This is a genomic window from Paenibacillus physcomitrellae (assembly GCF_002240225.1).
Lineage (GTDB): Bacteria > Bacillota > Bacilli > Paenibacillales > Paenibacillaceae > Fontibacillus > Fontibacillus physcomitrellae.
The window spans coordinates 2,373,857-2,394,444 of sequence record NZ_CP022584.1; the positions used below are offsets into that span (position 1 = coordinate 2,373,857).

Annotated in this window: 17 protein-coding genes; 2 read left to right on the forward strand and 15 right to left on the reverse strand. The window is 50.8% G+C overall.

Going from position 1 to position 20,588, the window contains the following annotated elements; all coding sequences use genetic code 11:
• Positions 1-54 precede the first annotated feature (54 nt).
• The 4 genes from CBE73_RS10810 to CBE73_RS10825 form a co-directional block, all read right to left on the reverse strand.
• Complete coding sequence (locus CBE73_RS10810; protein ID WP_229752853.1) at positions 55-498, reverse strand: MarR family winged helix-turn-helix transcriptional regulator; 444 nt, start codon at positions 496-498, stop codon at positions 55-57.
• Between the two features lie 178 nt (positions 499-676).
• Positions 677-2,893, reverse strand: a complete 2,217-nt coding sequence (locus CBE73_RS10815) for a PAS domain S-box protein (RefSeq protein ID WP_094094231.1) — start codon at positions 2,891-2,893, stop codon at positions 677-679.
• A 170-nt stretch (positions 2,894-3,063) separates the two neighbouring features.
• Complete coding sequence (locus CBE73_RS10820; protein ID WP_094094232.1) at positions 3,064-3,996, reverse strand: manganese-dependent inorganic pyrophosphatase; 933 nt, start codon at positions 3,994-3,996, stop codon at positions 3,064-3,066.
• 160 nt (positions 3,997-4,156) lie between these two features.
• On the reverse strand, positions 4,157-4,687 hold the full coding sequence (locus CBE73_RS10825) for a YfiT family bacillithiol transferase (protein ID WP_094094233.1): 531 nt from the start codon (positions 4,685-4,687) through the stop codon (positions 4,157-4,159).
• Between the two features lie 88 nt (positions 4,688-4,775).
• On the opposite strand from CBE73_RS10825, the gene CBE73_RS10830 reads away from it, so the two are divergent.
• Positions 4,776-5,672 (forward strand): NAD-dependent epimerase/dehydratase family protein, encoded by an 897-nt coding sequence (locus CBE73_RS10830; protein ID WP_094094234.1) that lies wholly within the window; start codon positions 4,776-4,778, stop codon positions 5,670-5,672.
• A gap of 201 nt (positions 5,673-5,873) precedes the next feature.
• On the forward strand, positions 5,874-6,047 hold the full coding sequence (locus CBE73_RS22140) for a hypothetical protein (protein WP_174704704.1): 174 nt from the start codon (positions 5,874-5,876) through the stop codon (positions 6,045-6,047).
• A gap of 55 nt (positions 6,048-6,102) precedes the next feature.
• On the opposite strand, the gene CBE73_RS22415 is transcribed toward CBE73_RS22140, so the two are convergent.
• From CBE73_RS22415 to CBE73_RS10880, 11 genes are all read right to left on the reverse strand, one after another.
• Positions 6,103-6,891 carry a hypothetical protein gene (locus CBE73_RS22415; RefSeq protein ID WP_244905543.1) on the reverse strand — a complete coding sequence of 263 codons (789 nt, stop codon included), beginning with the start codon at positions 6,889-6,891 and terminating at the stop codon, positions 6,103-6,105.
• On the reverse strand, positions 6,888-8,804 hold the full coding sequence (locus CBE73_RS10835) for a DUF5704 domain-containing protein (RefSeq protein ID WP_244905544.1): 1,917 nt from the start codon (positions 8,802-8,804) through the stop codon (positions 6,888-6,890). The genes CBE73_RS22415 and CBE73_RS10835 overlap by 4 nt, the downstream gene beginning before the upstream one ends.
• A 701-nt stretch (positions 8,805-9,505) precedes the next feature.
• Positions 9,506-10,771 carry an S-layer homology domain-containing protein gene (locus tag CBE73_RS10840; RefSeq protein ID WP_094094235.1) on the reverse strand — a complete coding sequence of 422 codons (1,266 nt, stop codon included), beginning with the start codon at positions 10,769-10,771 and terminating at the stop codon, positions 9,506-9,508.
• Between the two features lie 342 nt (positions 10,772-11,113).
• Positions 11,114-11,701, reverse strand: a complete 588-nt coding sequence (locus CBE73_RS10845) for a GNAT family N-acetyltransferase (RefSeq protein ID WP_094094236.1) — start codon at positions 11,699-11,701, stop codon at positions 11,114-11,116.
• 20 nt (positions 11,702-11,721) lie between these two features.
• Positions 11,722-12,279 (reverse strand): NUDIX hydrolase, encoded by a 558-nt coding sequence (locus CBE73_RS10850; RefSeq protein ID WP_094094237.1) that lies wholly within the window; start codon positions 12,277-12,279, stop codon positions 11,722-11,724.
• Positions 12,280-12,529: 250 nt separating this feature from the next.
• The gene (locus tag CBE73_RS10855; RefSeq protein ID WP_157739509.1) at positions 12,530-12,994 is read right to left on the reverse strand and encodes a hypothetical protein; all 465 of its coding nucleotides are present in this window, start codon (positions 12,992-12,994) and stop codon (positions 12,530-12,532) included.
• A 32-nt stretch (positions 12,995-13,026) separates the two neighbouring features.
• Complete coding sequence (locus CBE73_RS10860) at positions 13,027-13,524, reverse strand: hypothetical protein (protein ID WP_094094239.1); 498 nt, start codon at positions 13,522-13,524, stop codon at positions 13,027-13,029.
• A gap of 248 nt (positions 13,525-13,772) precedes the next feature.
• Positions 13,773-16,997 carry a beta-galactosidase, LacZ type gene (lacZ, locus tag CBE73_RS10865; protein WP_094094240.1) on the reverse strand — a complete coding sequence of 1,075 codons (3,225 nt, stop codon included), beginning with the start codon at positions 16,995-16,997 and terminating at the stop codon, positions 13,773-13,775.
• A 109-nt stretch (positions 16,998-17,106) separates the two neighbouring features.
• The gene (locus tag CBE73_RS10870; protein WP_094094241.1) at positions 17,107-17,931 is read right to left on the reverse strand and encodes a carbohydrate ABC transporter permease; all 825 of its coding nucleotides are present in this window, start codon (positions 17,929-17,931) and stop codon (positions 17,107-17,109) included.
• The gene (locus CBE73_RS10875; RefSeq protein WP_094096254.1) at positions 17,928-18,818 is read right to left on the reverse strand and encodes a carbohydrate ABC transporter permease; all 891 of its coding nucleotides are present in this window, start codon (positions 18,816-18,818) and stop codon (positions 17,928-17,930) included. The genes CBE73_RS10870 and CBE73_RS10875 overlap by 4 nt, the downstream gene beginning before the upstream one ends.
• A gap of 164 nt (positions 18,819-18,982) precedes the next feature.
• Positions 18,983-20,275: an extracellular solute-binding protein gene (locus CBE73_RS10880; RefSeq protein ID WP_094094242.1), complete on the reverse strand. Its 1,293-nt coding sequence runs from the start codon at positions 20,273-20,275 to the stop codon at positions 18,983-18,985.
• Positions 20,276-20,588: the final 313 nt, after the last annotated feature.

Sequence of the window (20,588 nt, forward strand, 5' to 3'; positions counted from 1 at the left end):
GATGATAAACACTCCTATCTGATCTAATTCCTTATAATTCTATATGGTCTTTATTTACTCGGCTGAAAGCCGGTCTTCCGAATTGCGGATCACTCTCCGGAGCAGACCGATCAGCAGCGTGTATTCCTCTTCGGAAAGATCTGCGCTGGCCTCTTTCATCGCGGCTCGTTCCAGAGGCTCGATCTCGCGCACCTTTGCTTTCCCCTCCGGCGTACTGTACACGCGGAAAGAACGGCGGTCTTCCGCCCCTTCTATCTTGCGGATCAGGCCCTTCTGTTCCAAAGCAACCAAAATCCGGGTAGTTGTCGGTTTATCTTTTTCCGCCCGTTTGCCGATTTCCCTTTGAATGAGCCCTTCCTCTTCACTGATCCGATATAGGACCGCCCACTGTTCAGGCGTGAGATTGTGATCATTGAGCTGATGCTGAAACAGCTGCGCAACCTTCCGATAAGCCACACCAAGCAAAAAACCAAGCGACTCGTCCAGTCCCTTGTTCAAATGAAACCCTCCCATTCAAATAGTTGTCTTAACAACTATATATTTAGAGGCCTGGTCTTGTCAACCGATATTCAGCCACAAAAACAGGCGGACTCCTCGTCCGCCTGCTGGGCTCCTGCTATATTCCTGTTATATTCCTGCTCATTTCTCTGCTCTATTTCTGCTTGCCGGCTGTTGGCTACAGGTGGAAATACTTCTTGATCATATCCGCGATCGCCTGACTTTTTAAAGGTTTGCTCATATAGTCATCCATACCGGCTGCCAGGCATTTCTCCCGATCATCAGGAAGCGCGTTCGCTGTTACCGCAATAATGACCGGTCTTTGTTCCTTCGGATAGTCCCGGTTCAGGATCCGTGCCGCTTCAAGACCGTCCATCTCCGGCATCAGCACGTCCATGAAGATCATATCGAAAGCACGCTGCTTAACAGCAGTTATCACCTTATGACCGTTGTCTACCACCTCAACGGAGTGCCCCTGTTTCTCCAGCATCTTCCTGATGACCTTCTGGTTGATTTCATTATCCTCGGCCACCAAAATCGAAAGCGAACGTTTCTCCATGTTCATCGCTGTCTGCCAAGCACCACCAGCTGACCCTTCCTCCGGCTGAGAAGCAGGGAAATGGGCCGACACCGTAAAGCTGAACGTGCTCCCTTCCATCGGCTGGGATTCATCCACCCAGATCTCGCCGCCCATCATCTCGACGAGCTGTTTCGATATGGCCAATCCCAGACCTGTGCCTTCACTTGTTCGATTTCTGTAGTAATCTAACTGGTAAAAAGGCTCAAACAAATGCTCCCGCTGCTGCTCCGGAATTCCGATGCCGGTGTCCCGTACCGTGAACTGAAGCTTCTGCTTCCCATCTTCGGAGGCAGGTCGGGATACGGTGACAAGCACCGAACCTTCAAATGTAAATTTGATCGCATTCCCGATCAGATTAACAAGCACCTGCTTCAGCTTTCCGACATCCCCGGTCAGCTGATCGGGTACATCCGCCTGCACCTCGTAATTCAGGGAAAGATGCTTCTCCAAAGCCTGGGTAGACAGGAGCTGAATCGTTTCCTGCAAGCATTCCCGCAAAGAAAAGGTGCTGCTTAGCAAAGGCGTTCTGCCCGACTCCAGTTTGGAGAAGTCCAGAATATCGTTGATGATGCTGAGCAGCAGTTCACCGCTCTTCCGGATCATATGGACATATTCAACCTGGGTTTCATTCAGCCCTTCAGATTCCAGCAGCAAGTCGGTCATGCCAATAACGCCATTCATCGGCGTGCGGATTTCATGGCTCATCATGGCCAGAAACTGGCTTTTGGCCTTATTCGTCCGTTCCGCAGCTTCTTTGGCGACCAGCAGCTTCTTCTGCTCGGAGATATCCTTCGCGATCACGTAGAGGCCGACCTGCTCCCCGTTAATAATGATTGGCGCAAACGTAGAAAGCACCTCGGTGGCCGTCCCGTCGCGATGAATGATTTGTTTGATCAGATTCTCATTAATCTGACCTTCAAATATGGGCGGGAGCTTGTCCTCTCCCACAAACCTGACGAAAGGCTGTCCCGACATTTCGGAAGCCATATAGCCGGTCATATGCTCTGCTACTTTATTTCCGTTAATAATTCGTCCCTGCAGATCCAGAGAGAACACGGCATCATAATTATATTTCTTCAGAGAGGTGTAGCGCTCCACCGTTTCCTGAAGCTGCCGCTCCACCTTCTTACGTTCCGTTACATCCTGAATGGTTCCATTCATCAACACCGGATCGCCGTTTGTATCTTTCGTTATGGTAGCCCGGAAATGCAAATACTGAAGTCCGTTTGAAGTACGAAAAATCCCGTTTAAAGTTCCGCCTTCCTTAGCGGATTTAACCGCTTGTACCAGCTCTGAACGGTCATCGGGATGGATCTCCTGTACAAGCTCAGAGGGCGAAGCCACCCTGCCTTCCTCACCAAGTCCGCACATACGGCACACAGATTCAGACAACGTAACTACGCCTGCCGCAAAGTCCCATTCCCAAACGCCGATAGACGTGATGTCCATTGCCTGCTCAAGGGTTCGTTCCTTACGCATCCGTTCCGAAATATCTCTGGCAACGGCTATAACAGCCTGCTGTCCCTCCAGTATCATGGGTTTCACTATAAACCCCAAAGGGACATACGCACCGCTGCTAGTTTTTCCCTGACAAACTCCTGCTCCTTCCCCCGCCGCAATCAGCACCCGCATCCTCTGCTGATCATCCGGATGGCAAAAGTCAAAAAAACTTTGCCCGCTGATCTGTTCAGGTGAGAATCCAAGCACCTTTTCGGCGGAAGGAGAAACCAACAAACAAATTCCTTCCCGGGTCAAGCCAAACACTACATCCGGTATATGCGCGATCACTTCAGCTGGCCATGTCGGTTGGTTCATTCCCGTTGCAGCTCCTGTCTGTCTGTTTTATATAAAATTTGTCATAAAATCCTAGCTCCTATGTTTACATATCTAACAGACATTAAAAGATTAGTCAATAAAGAAAGAGAAAACCTTCCAGCAGCGGGAGGTTTCCTCTTCCTTGATCTTTCTGCACATGATTAATCCAATTACAGACTATTAAATGTATCGGTCAATACAGGGACAATTTGGGATTTGCGGGACACAACACCTTTAAGCACGGCTTTGTTATTTTCAAGCGTCACGTTGTACGCCTTCTCCACAGCAGCAGCTTTATTGCCCAAGGCAATGCCGACAGAGTCGTTGTTCAGAATGTCCGTTACGACGAACAAGAACAGGTCAAGACCCTTCTCTTCGATAATGCCGGACAAAGCAGATTCCAGTTCAGCCTGACGGCTCAGCACATCGTTCACGTCTACAGCGTTGACCTGTGCGATTTCTACTTTGGAACCGCCCATTTGGAATTCTTTGGCATCCAGGGATACCAGATCCGCAATGGTCTTCTGGCTCAGATCCGCACCAGCCTTCAGCATGTCCAGGCCGTAAACCTCAGCCTCTACGCCGGCGATTTTAGCCAGTTCGCGCGCAGCGGCTACATCTTCGTCCGTGCAGGTTGGGGATTTGAACAGGAGGGAGTCCGAAATGATCGCGGACAACATCAAACCTGCAATGTTAGCCGGAATTTCCACTCCGTTCTCCTTGTACAGCTTCTTCAGAATCGTTGCCGTGCAGCCTACAGGCTCAGCGCGGTAATACAGCGGGCCGCTCGTTTCAAAATTCGCGATCCGGTGATGGTCGATGACCTCGATCACTCGTACTTTATCAATATCAGATGCGCTTTGCTGGCGTTCGTTATGATCCACCAAAATAACCTCTTGGGCTTCACCGGCTACCGCCTCAACCAGGCGAGGCGCCTCCGCTCCAAAACGATCCAGCGCAAACTGGGTTTCGCCGTTTACCGTGCCCAGGCGGACCGCTTCCGCGTCCACTCCCAGCTGTTGTTTCAGGTAAGCATAAGCAATTGCCGAGCAAATCGTGTCCGTGTCCGGGTTCTTATGACCAAAGACCAATACTTTTCCCATTTTGACTCTCCTCTTCCATACATGTTTTTTGGCGAGACAAGTATACCCCATCTCAGGATTTCCTATCAAGATTATAACTGAAAATCAACCTTAATCCTATGATTTTAATAGGAATAAGAACAACCTTTTCAGAAATCATTTTCGTTAACCGTTCTCTGTCTTATAACGGCAAGCGGCGTCTTACTCCGGTGATGTGTGCCAGATGATGGTTGCCGTGCCAAACATAATTGCCCAATCCATAGTCTAATCGGATAAGCGACCCCGATTCAGGATGGAGAAATGAGCGCGCAAAATCCTCTTCATGCATAGAACGCAGCAAAATGACCCATTTCTGGTGCAGTGCCTCTAGCAGCGTCAAGGAGAGTTCAAGCTGCCCGCTTACACCATCAGCCAGCTCCGCCCAGCGATCCTCGTAATAAGGTCTGATCGTCGGTGTGTCTTCGGTAAGCGCCAGTTTGAAGCGAATCAGACTGTTCATGTGGCTGTCCGCCAAATGATGCACAACCTGAGTGATGGTCCAGCCTCCGTCGCGGTAAGGCAGCCTGAGCTGCTCCGGCGTAAGCCCGGCAACCGCTTCTCTAAGCCGGCCCGGAAGCTCTTCGATCTCCTGAATCCAGCGCTCCCGCTGCTCCGCTGAAATTTCGCCTTCCCATTCAAACTTGCCGATTGGATACCGTACATCCATCTCCATCATCTTCATCTCCCTTTCGTATTCATTTCGCCTTCTATTCCGTTATTATAATAAGAACATATCTGCATCATAAAGGAGGATTACATATATGAAAATATTAATTTTGGGCGGTACACGTTTCTTTGGCAAAAGATTGGTGGAGAAGCTGATCGAAGCCGGAGACGAGGTTACGATAGCGACCCGGGGATTGGCGGCTGACACGTTTGGAGATCAGGTAAAACGGGTTCAAACCGACCGTCAGGAGAAGGCCTCGCTCGAAGCCCTGGCTGCTCACGGGCCTTGGGATCTGATTTACGACAACATCTGCTTCGCTTCGACAGACGCCAGTGATGCGGTCGAAACCTTTAGCGGCCTTACCGAAAGATACATCTTAACCTCCACCCTGTCCGTTTACGACCAAGGCCGTGAAGCCTGGAAGGAAGAAGATGTCGATACCCTGCATCACCCGGTGACTCCGGGAAGAAGCCGGGATTTCAGCTACGCCGAAGGCAAACGTCAGGCCGAAGCCGTACTGTTTCAACAAGCGCGGTTCTCTGCCGCGGCGGTGCGGATTCCTTTTGTGATCGGGGAGGACGACTACACGGAGCGGATGCTTTTTCATGTCAGACAAGCCCGCGAGGGAGCCGCTGTCCAGGCCTACAATCCGGACGCACGCATCTCCTTTATCTCTTCCGAGGAAACGGCACAGTTTCTGTTCTGGCTCGGCCGCAGTACCTTGCAAGGCCCCGTCAACGCGGCTTCGTCCGGAACCTTGTCTTTGACGGACATTATGCGGACGGTTCGGGAGGTCACGGGCGCAAACGCAGACATTGAAGTGATTCAGGCGTCCAGCGAACCCGACAAACAGCGACTGTCGCCTTATGCGATTGAAGACGATTATGGGCTTGATACCACCACAGCGGAGCAAGCCGGATATACCTTCACCAAAATTGCTGACTGGTTCCCGGACCTGATCCGTACGTTGGATAAACAGGTGACGGGCTGACGGCGCGGTAGAAGGACGGCTCTGGCAGGCGGTTACCTGCCAGGGCTTCGGCAAACAGCCCTCATTCCTGGAAAGGATGAGGGCTGTTTGTTGTTTGTCTTGCTGTTGTTGTGCTGTGTCTCTGTGTGGTGCTGCTGTTGTGATGCCGTTGTGGTCCTGTTGTGGTGCTGTGGGGGTGCTGTTGTTAGTTGTTGTTGTACTATGTGGCGTCGATTGTTACTGTTGCTGTTTCTGTTTGCCATTTATGTTACTGCTACTCTTGCTACTGGTGCTACCGTTGTTACTGCTACTCCTACTGCTACTACTACTGCTACTGCTACTCCTGCTCTTGCTTTTGCTGCTGCTTTTGCTTTTGCCCTTGCTGTTGCCCTATGATTTTGGTGCCTTCTTCTGCACCATCATCTGGTTCAAGGCTTGAATCACAAATCCGTTAATGAGTTACGGTGGACTGGAAATCATCCCGGCTGGACAGACGGGCATCGTAGAAGATCACGTCCCCATCCTTCAGCTTAAAGATATGCCCCTCCGCATCCAAAGCTTGCTCTTCAAAGCCTTCAAGCCGCCATTGGTTCATGAGCGGGGTCTGCAGATATTTTAATCGGGGCTGCCCTGCCGCGAGGCTCTGAATATCGAAATGGACGATGATGTAGCCGTTGTTCAGAAAAATATCCGCATGCTCCGAAATCCCGGCGTGAGTTCTTCCGTACTCCGCCAGATTGGTCCCTTGCTTGGCGACATAAACCCCGGCCGGAAGGCTGTACTCGCCGTACCACTTCTGTACAGCCGCTAGCGCCCGCTGCGGAGCAACCGAAGAAGGAACAGCGCTCTTAGGACCTGCCAACGTACGCAGTCCTTCCGTTAACTCAAGCCCATGATATGTTCCTTCGCTAACAGGACGTTTGGCGAACACGCCGATAAACCGCGTGACAAAAGCCTCCCTGCTCAGTCCGGAGATTTGGCCGAACGTATAATCGTGGTCATAATGGTATAAAGCCGTATCGACGAGTTCTGTATCCGGCACATTCCTCATCGGCTCGTTTAAAACAACGCCCCGGCTGACCTCGTCTTCCTTTGAACCAATCCGGATGAAATACTGATCCCCGCTGTGGTAATAAAGATCCACCGGAAACCGTACGCTGCCGTCAGTGCTCACGTAATCAAAGGACGGCGTAATCCGGATGCTGTCCTGAGCAGAGAACATATTGCCTTTCGTTTTCAATCAAACCGGAAGGTATATCCCGTTTTAACCGCTACATTGCGGTAGGCTGAATCCGGGTGACTGCCCGGATGAACCGGCAGCTTGAACGGGGAAATATTGCCGCGCGGTTCACCGTCAATCCCTCTTAGACCCACCCAATAGGCCGCGCCGGAGGACATCAGCTTGTCGATTTCGGTGCGGAAGACTTTTTCCCAGTTGTAATCGGTAATATCTGTGACCCGGAAATCGTATAGCCGGCCAATAACCTCAACGTCCAGGCTGTTCATGGCCGCATGGTGGGTCAAATCTAAATTGGCGGCTGTCTGTCCGCTGAAGCCGGAGGGTGCATTTTCGGCTATAGACCGGAACCAAACCGTATAGTTGCCTTCATCGACCCAGGTTGGCATTTGAAAGGTGACCTGCTCTTGCCCGACCGGAATATCGATCCATGTATGGGCCTGGATATACTGGCTCCTGCCTGAGTTCCAAACGTCGAACGGAAACAGTACCTGCTTGTTCGCCGTATATTTGCCGTAATCCCGGTTGCCATAGCCGGGAGCTTGCTGATGCTGGCCGATCGTCGGCAACTTCACCGTAAACGGCCGGTCTAGAATCAGCGCCGCACGGGAGGCATTTGGCGTAATCCGCTGGTTGTGCGCCTGGTCATCCGAAATCCCTGGATACATCACTACGGGTGTGTGAACCGTAACGCTGTTCATCCCGGTGATGGGGAAGGTTTTGTCCGATCCTCCATTGATGTTTCCGGGGAGAAGGCTGTAGCGCAGGGTGCCGGTGGTTGGGTTACCGGATCGGTTGGTCAAGCTCTTACTGACCGTCAAGCCCGATCGATACAGCACATTCTGGCTGATTTGCCCCGGCTGGGGAATAGCGCCTGGGGTGGGAGCTGATTGGCTCGTCCGGGCATTGTTCATAATCGTTGCGCCGTTAAAAACAACCTGATCATTATTAACTTCAATCTGCTGGATGCTCGATTCGGCTTGAGATTGGAACAACGCGCCTTCTTGCGGAGTAGGCGGCTCACTCTCCCCACCGGATACCTCCTCGGTTCCCAGATCAATCGCACTGCAGGAAGCTGGATGGACATGAGCGTCCACGCTGGAATCATGTTGTGTGGTTACCGCCGGGGCGGTATAACCAGACGGACTTAACGTGACCGATCCTCCGTAACCGCCAAGCGCATAATTGGCTACTGACGCATCGGCCAATTTGTAAACCTCCAGATGATCGATGATCCAATAGCTGTAATCCCGTTTGATGATGACCGTCTGCTCGACCTGTTCTGTCGATTCCTGAGGCTCCGGCGGTTTGCCGGGATCATCCGGTTCCTTCCCCGGTTCGCCGGGGATGGTCCATGTTTTATGGTACGTTTTGCTTACGGGAACGGTATAGGTGACGGTTCCCGTCATGTTAACCCATTTGTTTTGGAAAAGATAACTTTTGCCGAGCACGTTGGCGTAGAGGCTTTCGGAGGTTGGAATCCCTCTCAGGACGTCGAATTGCTCGGTCCCTCGGCTGTCGGCCTTCAGCACTCCACTTGCGTTAGGCTCCAGTGCAGACCCCGAGGAAACCATCCCCCTTGCAGGACTGCTTACGGTATACGTACAGCTGCCGATAGGCTCGCCCCCGCCGGGGGGATTCCCCCCGTTTCCGGGATCCTCTCCAACCGTGACGGTAGTGCTGGTGGTCAGCTGAAATCCGTCTTTCACCCATAAGACCGTGATCGTCGTTGTTCCTTTGCCTGCTGCGCTCACCATCCCGGAGGGACTCACCGCAGCAACCGCCGGGTTGGACGACGTCCAGGTCGTCTGGCCGCCGCTTCCCGTGTTGACGTTGGTTTCAGGGCCAAAGTTGCCTTCGTTCCCTGACTTGGTCTTGACAGTGGCATTGAGTTGTTTGGTTTGGCCAAGTCTCAATAGGCCACCATTGGTAACATTTATTTCCTTTGTCACTTCCGTCCTGCCACGCCACCATAAATCAGTATTAAAAAAATAATCAGCTTTATATTTTGGTGATCTCCCCGGCTCTGTGTATAACTCCCAATGAGTAGTGGGGATTATACCTCCAATAGTAGCCGTGAATTTCACCTTTTTTCCAGTGAATGAATCTACACTTACAAGTCTAACTACTCTACCTTCAATATAGTAAGCTAAATCATCCATGTAAAACGGAAGAAGAGAAGTGGTTACAATTTCATTTGCACTAACGTCCTTATTATAACTATCTTTATATGTGGCTAATGCAGGAACATAGCTTGGCGAACTTAGATCAAGATCTACACAAACAGTTGATGAAACAGGTTTATTAGTTTCTGCAATATTGGCTACCGTTTTACCATTACATTCTCCATCTACACTCCAACTCAAATTATCCAGTTGATATATATACACTCCTAAGTTTGTTTTTCCGCTACTTTGAATAGGTGTCACTTTCTTTTGTAACTTAGCCGGTGTATTAGGCACAAGATAACTAATTTCAAGGTTGGGCTTGCTTCCTGGTCCGCCGCCAGCAAGCACAATTTGATATGAATCAGATAAACAGAACACCGACAAAAACATAAAGATCGAAATCTTTTTAATAAATACAATTGTTTTTTTCAATTATCTGATCACCTTTATTACGTTTCTTTAGGAACGACTCTATAGTTGAGATTATCTTCTGTTGTTAAGCGAACCTCTGGCTGTACAGATCTATCAAAATGTAGAAAGCCAGTTCCCCAATAAGTTGGATATTTTTCGGTAAAGATTGATCTATTCCCCTTAGCAAAATCATCGACTTTAGGAACATGATATAAAGAAGATGACCTTGATGTTGGAGAAAGCATTGCATTTATAGTAGGTGAATTAAATAAGCTCCCTGCCTGCAATTGTGTCATTGTTCCTTTAATAACCATGTCAAATTCAACAAAAGAATAATAAGCTCCCAGCATAAGATCATTATTTTCACTTTTGTCTAAAAATACAGGGTAATAGATACTACGTTTATCTTCATTAGAGTACGGATTTACAATAATCCAATTATCAATTTTGACATCAGCATAATTGGTTACCGTTTTTAATTGTTTTCCTCGAATTTCAGAGAAATCATCTGTTATTACTCCATGATTAGAAGTCAAACGTTCCTCCGGAATTTTCACATACTTCGGAGCAATCACCTTCAAATTCGTCCCCGTCAGTCCCACTTCCCGGAGCTCCTGCAAGCCCTGGAAATCAGCAGGCTGCTTATGGGCGGCTGCTTCATAACGTGCTAGCAGCACGGCCACCTCTGCGCGAGTCGTGGTCCGGTCAATTCCAAACTGCTTATCCTCCCCGACGCTCATTAGCCCCGTGCCCATAGCCACCGCTACGGCATTTTTCTGTGTTGCAGGCAGCTTGCCGGTAAAATACTCTTTGGCTGGTACAACGGTGTTAGTCACGTCCTTCAGCGCAGTCCCGTAATCGGCATCGACCTTCGCCAGCCCGTTTGTTAACCAAACCGCCAGCTCCCCGCGGGATAACGGGGCATTGGCGTTCAGCTTCCCGCTGCTGTAGGCAGCCGGGTCAATAAACCCTTTTTGCACAGCTGCTTTCACGCCTTCTTCAGCCCATGCTGGAACATCGGTAAACCGGCTGCTGACAGAGGAGTCCACCGGCTGATCACTTAACCGGCCCAAAATTGCTGCCATTTCCGCTTTGCTGACCGCTGCTCCCGGCTTGAAGGTTCCGTCGGCATAACCTTTAAAATAACCTGCCGTCACAGCAGACTGTATGGCAGAAGCCGCCCAATGACTCGAAGGTACATCTCTAAAATCTGTGCTGCCCGCTGCTGAGGTTTTGCCATAACTCCCTAAACTCCCGGCGGCTAATGCTCCAATTACTAATACCGTTAAAACCGTCTTTTTCATCAAGCTAATCTCCTTTTTGTCTATTAATGCTTAATCATTCCTTCTTCTTTAGAACTCAAGACATGAAACCGATACAAGCTCCCTTTCCCTCTACTTGATTCTTCTGCTCTTCTGTTCTTTTAATCTTCTATTCTCCTAATCTTCTACTTTTCGGATCGTCAGCCCCTTCCTTCGCTTTTCATCCCAGCTTACTGTTTCCTATGTAATTTCAAGAAAAAATCTGCCCAAACGCAAAAAGAACACCCCGGGCAGTTCGATGCCTGTGCCGGAGGTGTTCTTCACCATGGATAATATTGGGTAATTAGTTTGTTCTTGTATTATAGCTTGCTTACTAGGTTTTGACTATAGGAAAATAGACGGATTCGGCAGCTCCTGCTCCATTGCTTCATTCCGCAGCACCATATGAATATGATCCTCCCAAACGCCGCCTACCTTCAAATATTTGAAAGCTACACCTTCGTGGTAGAAACCAAGCTTATGTACTACCGCCAGGGATGCCGCGTTCCGCGGCATAATGTTGGCTTCGATCCGGTGCAGTCCAAGCTCACGGAAGCCGTAGTCGATCATCGCCTGGAGCGCTTCGGTCATATACCCCTTGTTCCGCTCCTCCTCATCCAGCTTGTAGCCCAAATGACAGGACAGAAAAGAGCCCCTGACGATATTGCTCAGCGCGGCGGAACCGATAATCCGGCCGTGGTCGCCCCGTGTGCGAAACCACAGCTTGAATAGCTGCCCGTACTCCATGTTCTCCGCTTCTTCAGTGAGCAGCCGCCTTTGCGCCTCAAGCGTATAATAGGAAGCATCACGGCGGATCTCCCATGGCTCGAGGAACTTACGATTTCTGTTGATATAAGCCAAAACCTCAGCCGCATCCTGCCCAGTTAAACTTTGCAGATCCAGCCTTTCTGTATGTAAAAATGTAACGGCCATCCCCTTGTCCCCTGCCTTCCCTATATAGAAGTCATTCCGCCTGCCCGCCGGGCCGCATAATGCTGAAAATACGCCTCACGCAGCTCGGCATCCGTCTCCAGCTCCGGAGCGATCTCCATCTTCTCATAGCCGGTGATTTGCTCCTCCTCATAAGTGCAATGATGATCATAAATTCTGCCGTCGTTAAGCAGCGTATCCAGCGTCTTTACGATATTGGAGGCGATGCCCCGATTCTCGGGGTCAAGAATCCAATCGACCTTTTTCCAGTCGAGAATGCCTTCATCCGTCCTGATCGGGGTTGCCAGCTCATAATCTTCCGGCACGTCAGCTATGTAGGTGTACATTCCGCCATATCCTGAACCTCCGCTGTTCCAGGTGATCAGGCCTTTAAAATGCAGCTCATATTCCGGTATACCCGTCTCTTCAAAAATTTCCCGGATCATGGAGTCGCGCGGCGTCTCTCCGGATTCCAGCTTGCCTCCGATTCCGTTCCAGCAGCCCATCCAGCTCGAACGCTCACGGTTGAGCAGAAGCACCTCCGGCCCTTTCCTCATCAAACAAATATTATATTTGATCACTCTAAAGCCCCCTGTTTACGATCGATTGATCGGTTAATCGGTTGATCGTTTGAAACTTTTCCTTCAGAAGAATAGAAGTCATAAAAGATTACAACTCATAAAAAAACAAGCCAGACGGAGCAAAGCCATCTGACTCATTTTTCGGTTGTCGGCGGCTCCCAAGATGAGCCCACTTCCGGATTCGGGTTTGTAACCAATTTACTCCCCTATCATTAGAAGAAGATCAACCGAAAATGTGATTTTTGTAAAATCAAATCCATTTAAAGAATTTCTTCTCGGTCATCTGGACTTGATTAGCTGCCGCCCAGTGCTCCAAATCCTTGAAGGCCTCGTTCGCGTCCTCTACAAAACGGAATCCCAAAGCCAGCGGAACCAGCCTGCGGCCTTTAGGTTTAATGCCGATCAGCTTTCTGGAGAATCCGTTCACCATGATTTCATCAATTTGCGAAGCCTCAAGCGTGCGCCCGTACAAGGACAACGCCTTTCTGGTGATGAGCAGCTCGCCCGGTTTCTTAAAGACTCTGATCAACGCCAATACCGTCAGAACCACACAATAAATCAAGACCAGAACGGCCGCATAGAACAACAGCCCTTCGTCCGTCACATAAGCCCGTCTCACCAAATCAGCAACCACGATTACCGCGAGCACCATCACGATCAGCGACTCGGTACCGGTAGCTGTTTTTATTTTGTAGGATTCCCCTGACTCTGCCATATTCGCCCCCATCTGTCTACATCCCCCGACGTTTACATCCACCGGAAAAATCTTTTATTAATTATGCGTATCCCCTGGTTCTTCGCCCAATCGTCCAGTTCAACCAAGGACTGCACATGGGCTTCCGTAAATCGAAAAACCAGCCTGCCCGGCGTGATCCGCTTCCCCCGCGGTTTCACGGCGATACTTGGCAGAAAATACTCGTCTACCATTATACAATGAATTTGTTCAGGGTACAGCTTTAACCCGTCCACAACGAGGTATTCATCCCCGATCGTCAGCTGTCCCCGCTTGAAATAACGAAGGATCGAAACGACTAACTGAATGAGAGCGGCGGTGAAGCAGACCGCAAATAATCCGATGAAAATGAAGTAACTCTGTCTTCCAGGATGCCTCAAATGAGCTTGAATCTGCTGATACATGGAGAATCCCAGTATAACCATCAATATCAAGCTGGAAAAGACGGGTTTCACGCCCCAAAAATGCGTGATTACGTAGGTCCTTGGCTGCTTTAGGCTTTGGGTATTCATTGTGTTTTACCTCCCCTTCCGCTGCTCCCCCGGCTTCCGTCCGTCCGGATCATTCCGGAGCTTTATCCCATAAACTATTTATCCTCTATTTCTATTTATAGGATGAACTATCCTTTATTTTCAAAATATAGGTTTCCTTCATCCAATGGACGGGCGGGGGTTCGTTCCCCTCCAATCATGAAAAAACACCCTATAACATAGGGTGTTGTCTACTATACTATATGGCTTATAATCATGCAGATGATCCATTATGAACGGAAAAATCCAAGCGTAAACGCGAATTCCAGATTCTGACCGGAAGGAATTCGGTATTCCGGATGCACAGGCGCTCCCCAGCTGTCATCGCCGCCAACGCCCATTTGCCGGCCGGCAATCGTGACCACCGTATAGTGAACGGGCGGAAGCTCATAAGCGTGGGCCGCCTGCTCCAGTTCAAAGGCGGTATACGGCGAGACCATGGCCTCAAGCGGAGCCTTAGGATCTGCTTGAACCTGCAGACCGAAACCTGCTTCATCCGTCACGCGGAGAATGCGGACCCCTGTGCGATTGCCGGATTCCTGCGGCACCAGGTAAGGCGTCACAAGTTCAGCAATCGGCCTTCTGAACCAGCCCAGCCGCGCGCCAAAGCTGCGATCGGCGTAGTTCTCCTCTGGGCCCTGGGCAAACCACTCCGTTTGACTGTAGTCGGCGTTCATTTTGAACGACCAGGCCACAATCGGCAGATTCGGCAGGCCTTCGGCGCCCAGATATGAAGCTTTTACGCGGATGCTTCCGTCACCGAATACGGTATAGGCCGTAATGAAGCGGAGGTCCGGATGAATACTGAAGCCGTATTCAAACGTTACGGTAGCGCTGCTCTTGTCCTCATGGGATAAAGCTACGGACAAACATTTGCGGGCCAGACTGGCCGCAAACCAAGCTCCGGCATGATACCCGAGTGCGGTCCCTTTGTCATTGTCCGTGGCTGCCCGCCAAAACAGCGGAGCCGGCGGCGTTTCGATCATTTCCCGCCCCTCATAACGCAGCGACACAAGTGAACCCGCGCCTTTGGAGAACAAAGCGGTGAACCCGTCGCCACTAACGCCGATGTTTACGTCGCCTTCGACGACTTGCACTTTGCCTTTGACCGGGACCTGGATTGGATTCTGTACACGCCCGGCCTGGGCTCCGGCAGCTTCTCTCTGCTGTTCCACGGTAAAAATATGCTGGCCAAAGCCGATCTCAAATCCGGCCCCCGCCCATAACGTCGCTTCCTTTAAATGAAGCGACGCCTGAATGCAGTATTCGCCGGAGGCAAGCTGCTCCGTCTTCCGCCCATCTCCCCGGTCGGGCGTCACGACGACCTCCTGCCCGGGATCAACCCGGATCTCCTGCTGACCGCCGGCGATTTCCTCCCCTTCGCTCTGCAGGCTCCAGCGCAGCACGTAAGCATCCGTATTTTCAAACAGCTGCCCGTTAATGACCCGGATGCCTTCCGGAGACGGTACTAGCTTGATATTCTGATACAGAAATTTCACCTCCTGCATCTTCGGGGTCAAGGTCCGGTCGGCAAAGACAATACCATTTCCGCAGAAGCTATAATCAGTAGGACGGTCCCCAAAATCGCCGCCATAAGCGAGAAAATCCTGTCCGTAGCGGTTCTTTTTCACCAGAGCCTGGTCGATGTAATCCCAGATAAAACCGCCCTGATACATCTCATATTTCTGCTCCAGCTCCGTATATTTGTGCATCCCTCCTATGGAATTGCCCATAGCATGCATATATTCGCAGCTGATGTACGGCTTGGACGGATTGCTGTTCAAATAAGCTTCAATATCGGCCGGTTTGGCATACATCCGGCTCTCCATGTCGCTGGCTGCGTCATAATCGCGGTTATGGAACACGCCTTCGTAGTGGACAAGACGTCCGGGGTCTTTGGCCCGGAAATAATTCGATACGTTCAAAATGACCTCACCGGCGTAAGACTCATTGCCGCAGGACCAGATGAGGATGGACGGATGGTTTTTATCCCGTTCCAGCATCGAAACAGCGCGGTCCATCACGATGTCCTGCCACTCCGGACGGTTGCCAGGGATGTTCCACGAAGGCTCAACCGCACCAAGCTTCTGCCAGGAGCCATGGCTCTCCAGATTCATTTCGTCGATCACATACAGTCCATATTCGTCGCACAGCTCATACCAGAGCGTCTGGTTCGGATAATGCGATGTGCGCACGGCGTTGATGTTGTTCTGTTTCATGATCTTGATGTCCCAGAGCATATCTTCCCGGGTAATACTCCGACCGCGGCGGCAGTTGAATTCATGACGGTTCACGCCCTTGAATACGATCCTTTTGCCGTTCAGGGTCATGAGCTTATCCTTCATTTCGAACCGCCGGAAGCCGATCTTCTGTACAATCGCTTCCACCGTTTCTCCAGCTTCATTCAGCACGGAGATGCACAGCTTATACAAATACGGGCGTTCGGCGCTCCATAGCTGGACCTGACCTGCCGCAAGCGACACCGCCAGCTGGCCATCCGCAAAAGCCGCGGTTTCTGTCAAAATAATATTCCCTTCCGCATCTTTCAGCTGCAGTCGGGCTGAAACCTGGCCGCCGTATGCCTGAACTTTGTTATTGGATGTCGGAACTCTGTTATTGGTTGCTGGAATGCTGTTGTTAATTGCCGGAACATGGTTCCCGGAGAGCGAAGTGGCGTTCAATGAGGTTCCCCCCATAGCTGAAACGGCCGCCTTCAATCTCAACTCGGCATGCAAAGTTCCCTCCGTATAAGTATCATCCAGCTCCGTCCGCACCCCTAAATCCTGCACATGAAGCTCCGGAACCGTGTAGAGATAGACCTCACGAAAAATACCGGAGAACCGCCAGAAATCCTGGTCCTCAAGCCAGCTTCCGGTGCTGCGCTGGAACACCTCCACGGCCAGCTTGTTGCTTCCTTCCCGCAGATACGGCGTCAGCTCGAATTCGGAAGGCGTAAAGCTGTCTTCGCTGTAGCCGACGAACTGGCCGTTAAGCCATACATAGAAGGCGGATTCCACACCTTGAAAAGAAATATACACCAGCTGCTGCTTAAACCCGTCCGGCAGCTCAAACGTTCTCACGTAGCTGCCGACCGGATTCTGCTCCTGCGGAATGTCCGGCGGCCTTACGCCGTCCAGTCCATCCCAGGGATACATCGTGTTCACATACTGCGGGCTGCCGAAGCCCTGCAGCTGAATATGGCCCGGAACCTGAATGTCGCGCCAGCCTTCCGTGCTGAAATCGCTGCGGTAGAACAGCTCGGGCCTCGCCGCCGCATTCACCGCATAGTTAAACTTCCAGGCGCCGTTCAGGCTGTGGCGCATGGTCATAGTCCCTCCTGCCTCCGCTTCTTCCATCGTCCGGTAATAGCGGTGATCCGAATGGGCATCCATACGGTTGACCTTGTAGACAGCCGGGTCGCTGAGCCAGCTAAGCTTGGGTTGTTGTTCTGACATGGATTAACACTCCTTGTGGACGTTTTACGGACGGTTGTTTTATGGACGGGCGTTTATAGATGGTTATTTTATGATGAATATTATACAGAACAGTCATTTCACAGAACAATCACTTCACAGAGCCCGTCATACCGGCGACAAAATGCTTCTGCATCAGGAAAAATACCAGCGCCGTCGGCAAGGTCGAGATGACGATCGCTACCATGATCATCCCATAGTCCGGCGAATAACTCGAGCCAAGATTGGAGATAAGCAGCGGAATCGTGCGTTTCTCCGGCGACTGCAGGACGACGAGCGGCCATAAATAGTTGTTCCAGCTCGACATGAACGTAATGATCGCACCGGCGGCATAAGTCGTCTTCATCGTCGGCAGATATACGCGGAAGAACAAGCCAAGCTCGCTCAGTCCGTCAATCCGACCCGCCTCCAGCAGCTCTCTTGGGAACATTTTGGTGCTTTGGCGGAAGAAAAAGATCAGGAACGCCGTCGTGAACGTCGGCAGAATAACCGAAGCTACCGTATCGACGCCGATAAAAGGAAGCGTTCCGGAGAACTGCGCGAACATCCGGTACAAAGGCACCATCAGGGAAGCAAATGGAATCATCATGGACAGGAGCAGAATGTTGAATACGATGTCTTTCGCTCTGCTCCGGTAAATCTCAAAGCCATATCCGGCCAGCGAGGCCACCAGCAGCGCCAGCACCGTTGTGATAACGGCAATCCGGCCCGAATTCCAAAGCGCCTGACCCAGATTGATCTGCTCGGTTAAATGCTGGAAATTCTGAATCAGCTGCGCGCCCGGCAGCAGGCGGCCGTTGGATACATCTTTGGACAGATTCGTCGAACTGACGAGAATCCAGAGGAACGGAAAAATCGAAACAGCAGCAGCCAGGATCAGAAACACGTACATCCAGAAACGTTTGAATTTGGTCATTTTCTGTCACCTGCCACTTTAAACTGGATGATGGAGAGCAGCACGATCAGGATCACGATCGTATAGGACACGGTGGCCGCATATCCAAAGTCCGGTGTGTATTTAAACGACAAATTGTAAATATACTGCGAAATGGACATGGTCGCGTTGCCAGGACCGCCCTTCGTAATATTCATAACCTCGTCGAACAGCTGCAGCGTACCGATGGTTGACGTGATGGAAGTAAACAGGATGATCGGTTTAAGCAGCGGAATCGTGATTGAACGGAACTGGCGGAAGGCGGATGCCCCGTCAATCCGGGCGGCTTCGTAAATGGAGCTGTCGATATTTTGCAGGCCCGAAAGATAGAAGATCATGTTATAGCCGGTCCAGCGCCAGGTAATCGCAATAATGATGGTGATCTTGGCCCAGAATGGGTCAGTGATCCACTGAATCGGCGCCGAAATCAGATGCATTTTGGTCAATGCCAGATTCACCAGCCCGTCGGTGCCAAACATGTATTTGAACACGACCGAATAAGCAACCAGAGAGGTTACACTCGGCAGAAAGATCGCGGTACGGAAAAATCCCTTGAATTTCAGCTTGCTGTCGTTCAGCAGGACAGAAATAAAAATGGACAACAAAATCATGATCGGCACCTGGATGACCAGGAAGATGCAAGTATTCTTTAAGGCGGTGATAAAAACCTTGTCGGTGAACAGCCGTTTATAGTTGTCTACCCCGTTGAAATGGATATGGGCGCCCGTTCCCGTCTTGAACGACAATAACAGCGCCTGGATCATCGGATAGAAATAAAACGCACAGATTAAAACGACCGCGACGATGACAAACATCCAGCCGGTCAAAGCGCCATTAGAGCGGCGGCGAACTGCGGATTCGCTTCTCATGATGCAGGCTCCTTTCTCTTCCTTAACAGTACTTAACAGTGTGCCAGGAATGTCCCCTTCCCGCTTGGTTGCGGGTTCAGTGGGCTTAATAAGCAGCATACCGCCCTGCTGGAGGACGGTATGCGGGGTTTCAAGGATTTCAAGGATTAGCTTTGTGCAACGGTTTAATGCAATTGGCTTTCAGCCTGGGCCTGCGCATCGGCAAGCACTTTATCCAGATCCTGGCCGTTCAGGTAGTTCTGCATTTCGCTGACCAGAATATCTTCGATCGCGTAAGTGTTCATGCCATAATTGACTCTCGGGATCTGCTGCGTCCATTTGGTGAAATCATCAACCGTCTTCTGACCGCCGAAGAAGTCGTCTCCCTCTTTATAAGCTTCGCCTTCACCGGCTGCTTTGAGGGTGCCGATGACGCCTACATTTTTCAGCATGTCTTGGTACAGCGCTACATCAGAGCCCATCGTCTTCTGCAGGAATTCCGCCGCCTTCTCTTTGCCCGGAATATTTAATACATACCAGGAGCTGCCGCCAATGTTCGTTGCGTTGACAGAGCTGGATGTATTCTTCAGCTTAGGCATTGGCACGATCTCCCATTTACCGGACTGAGAAGCCTCCGCTTTCACCGATGGCGTAATCCAGTTGCCGGTTGGAACGGTAGCCACATCGCCGCTGTTGAAGCCGGCCAGGAACTGGCTCCAGTCAGAAGTAATCTTAACCGTGTCGGATTCCATCAGAGCCTTGTAGGTTTGGAAGGCATCCTTCAAAGCGGCGTTGTCTTTCAAATCCGGGGTGCTGCCGTCTTCCTTCGTGTACCAGGAACCGGCGGACTGAATCATCATGCGGATCAGCCCGAGGTCGTTCGGGTCCTGGGTCAGCATGTCATGGCCGGTTTTGGCTTTGACGTCCTTGGCGATTTCGGTATAGCGGCCCCAGTCGATATTCGTCAAATCGGCTGTCGTATATCCAGCGTCCTTCAGATAATCCGTGCGGACATAAAGTCCCGCTACGCCGGAGTCGAATGGGACGCCGTATTGTTTGCCGTCCAGACTGCTGGAGGCGATTTTGTAATCGGCGTAGTCCTCCGGCTTAATCAAGCTGGACAGATCGTAGAAGGCGTCAGGATAAGCCTTCAGGAAGCTTTGCGCCCGGTAATCCTCAATCAGCACGATGTTCGGAAGACCGTTGGTCGTACCGGAGTTAAGGCCGGTATTCAGCTTCTGGATAATATCATCCTGCGCGTATTCCACTACATCAACTTGTTGATCCGGGTCCGTCTTCTTATAGGCTTCAACGGCCAGCTTCATGGCAGCAATATTAAAGTTCGGGTCCCAGGCCCAGACCGAAATCGCTTTGCCGGAATCGCCGTTGCTGCCTCCGGAAGCCGAGTTGTCCGATTTGCTGGAGCATGCAGTCAGCAGCAGAAAGGTGGCGAGCAGAAGAACAAATGCTTTTTTCACTTTGAAATCCCCCTTGTTTATGAAAGTTCATTGCCTGTGAAGCTCCATTACTGATGGAATTTCATTCCTAACGAAACTCCATTCATGGATGACTGCGCCTTCCGTATTGAAAGCGCTTGCTGTTTGTGAATTTATCTTAGCACCCTGCTGAAAAGATTCGTTAGGAATTTATCTACCGGGATTTGCGATATTATTGGGTCCTGCAAGCGTATTCATTTTGGCGGTTTTGCACTTTTTTTGGGTACTGGCATTTTTTTTGGTTTTTGGGCCTTTTTTGATTATCGGGGGATGTTTAGCTGTCCGCCGTGACATC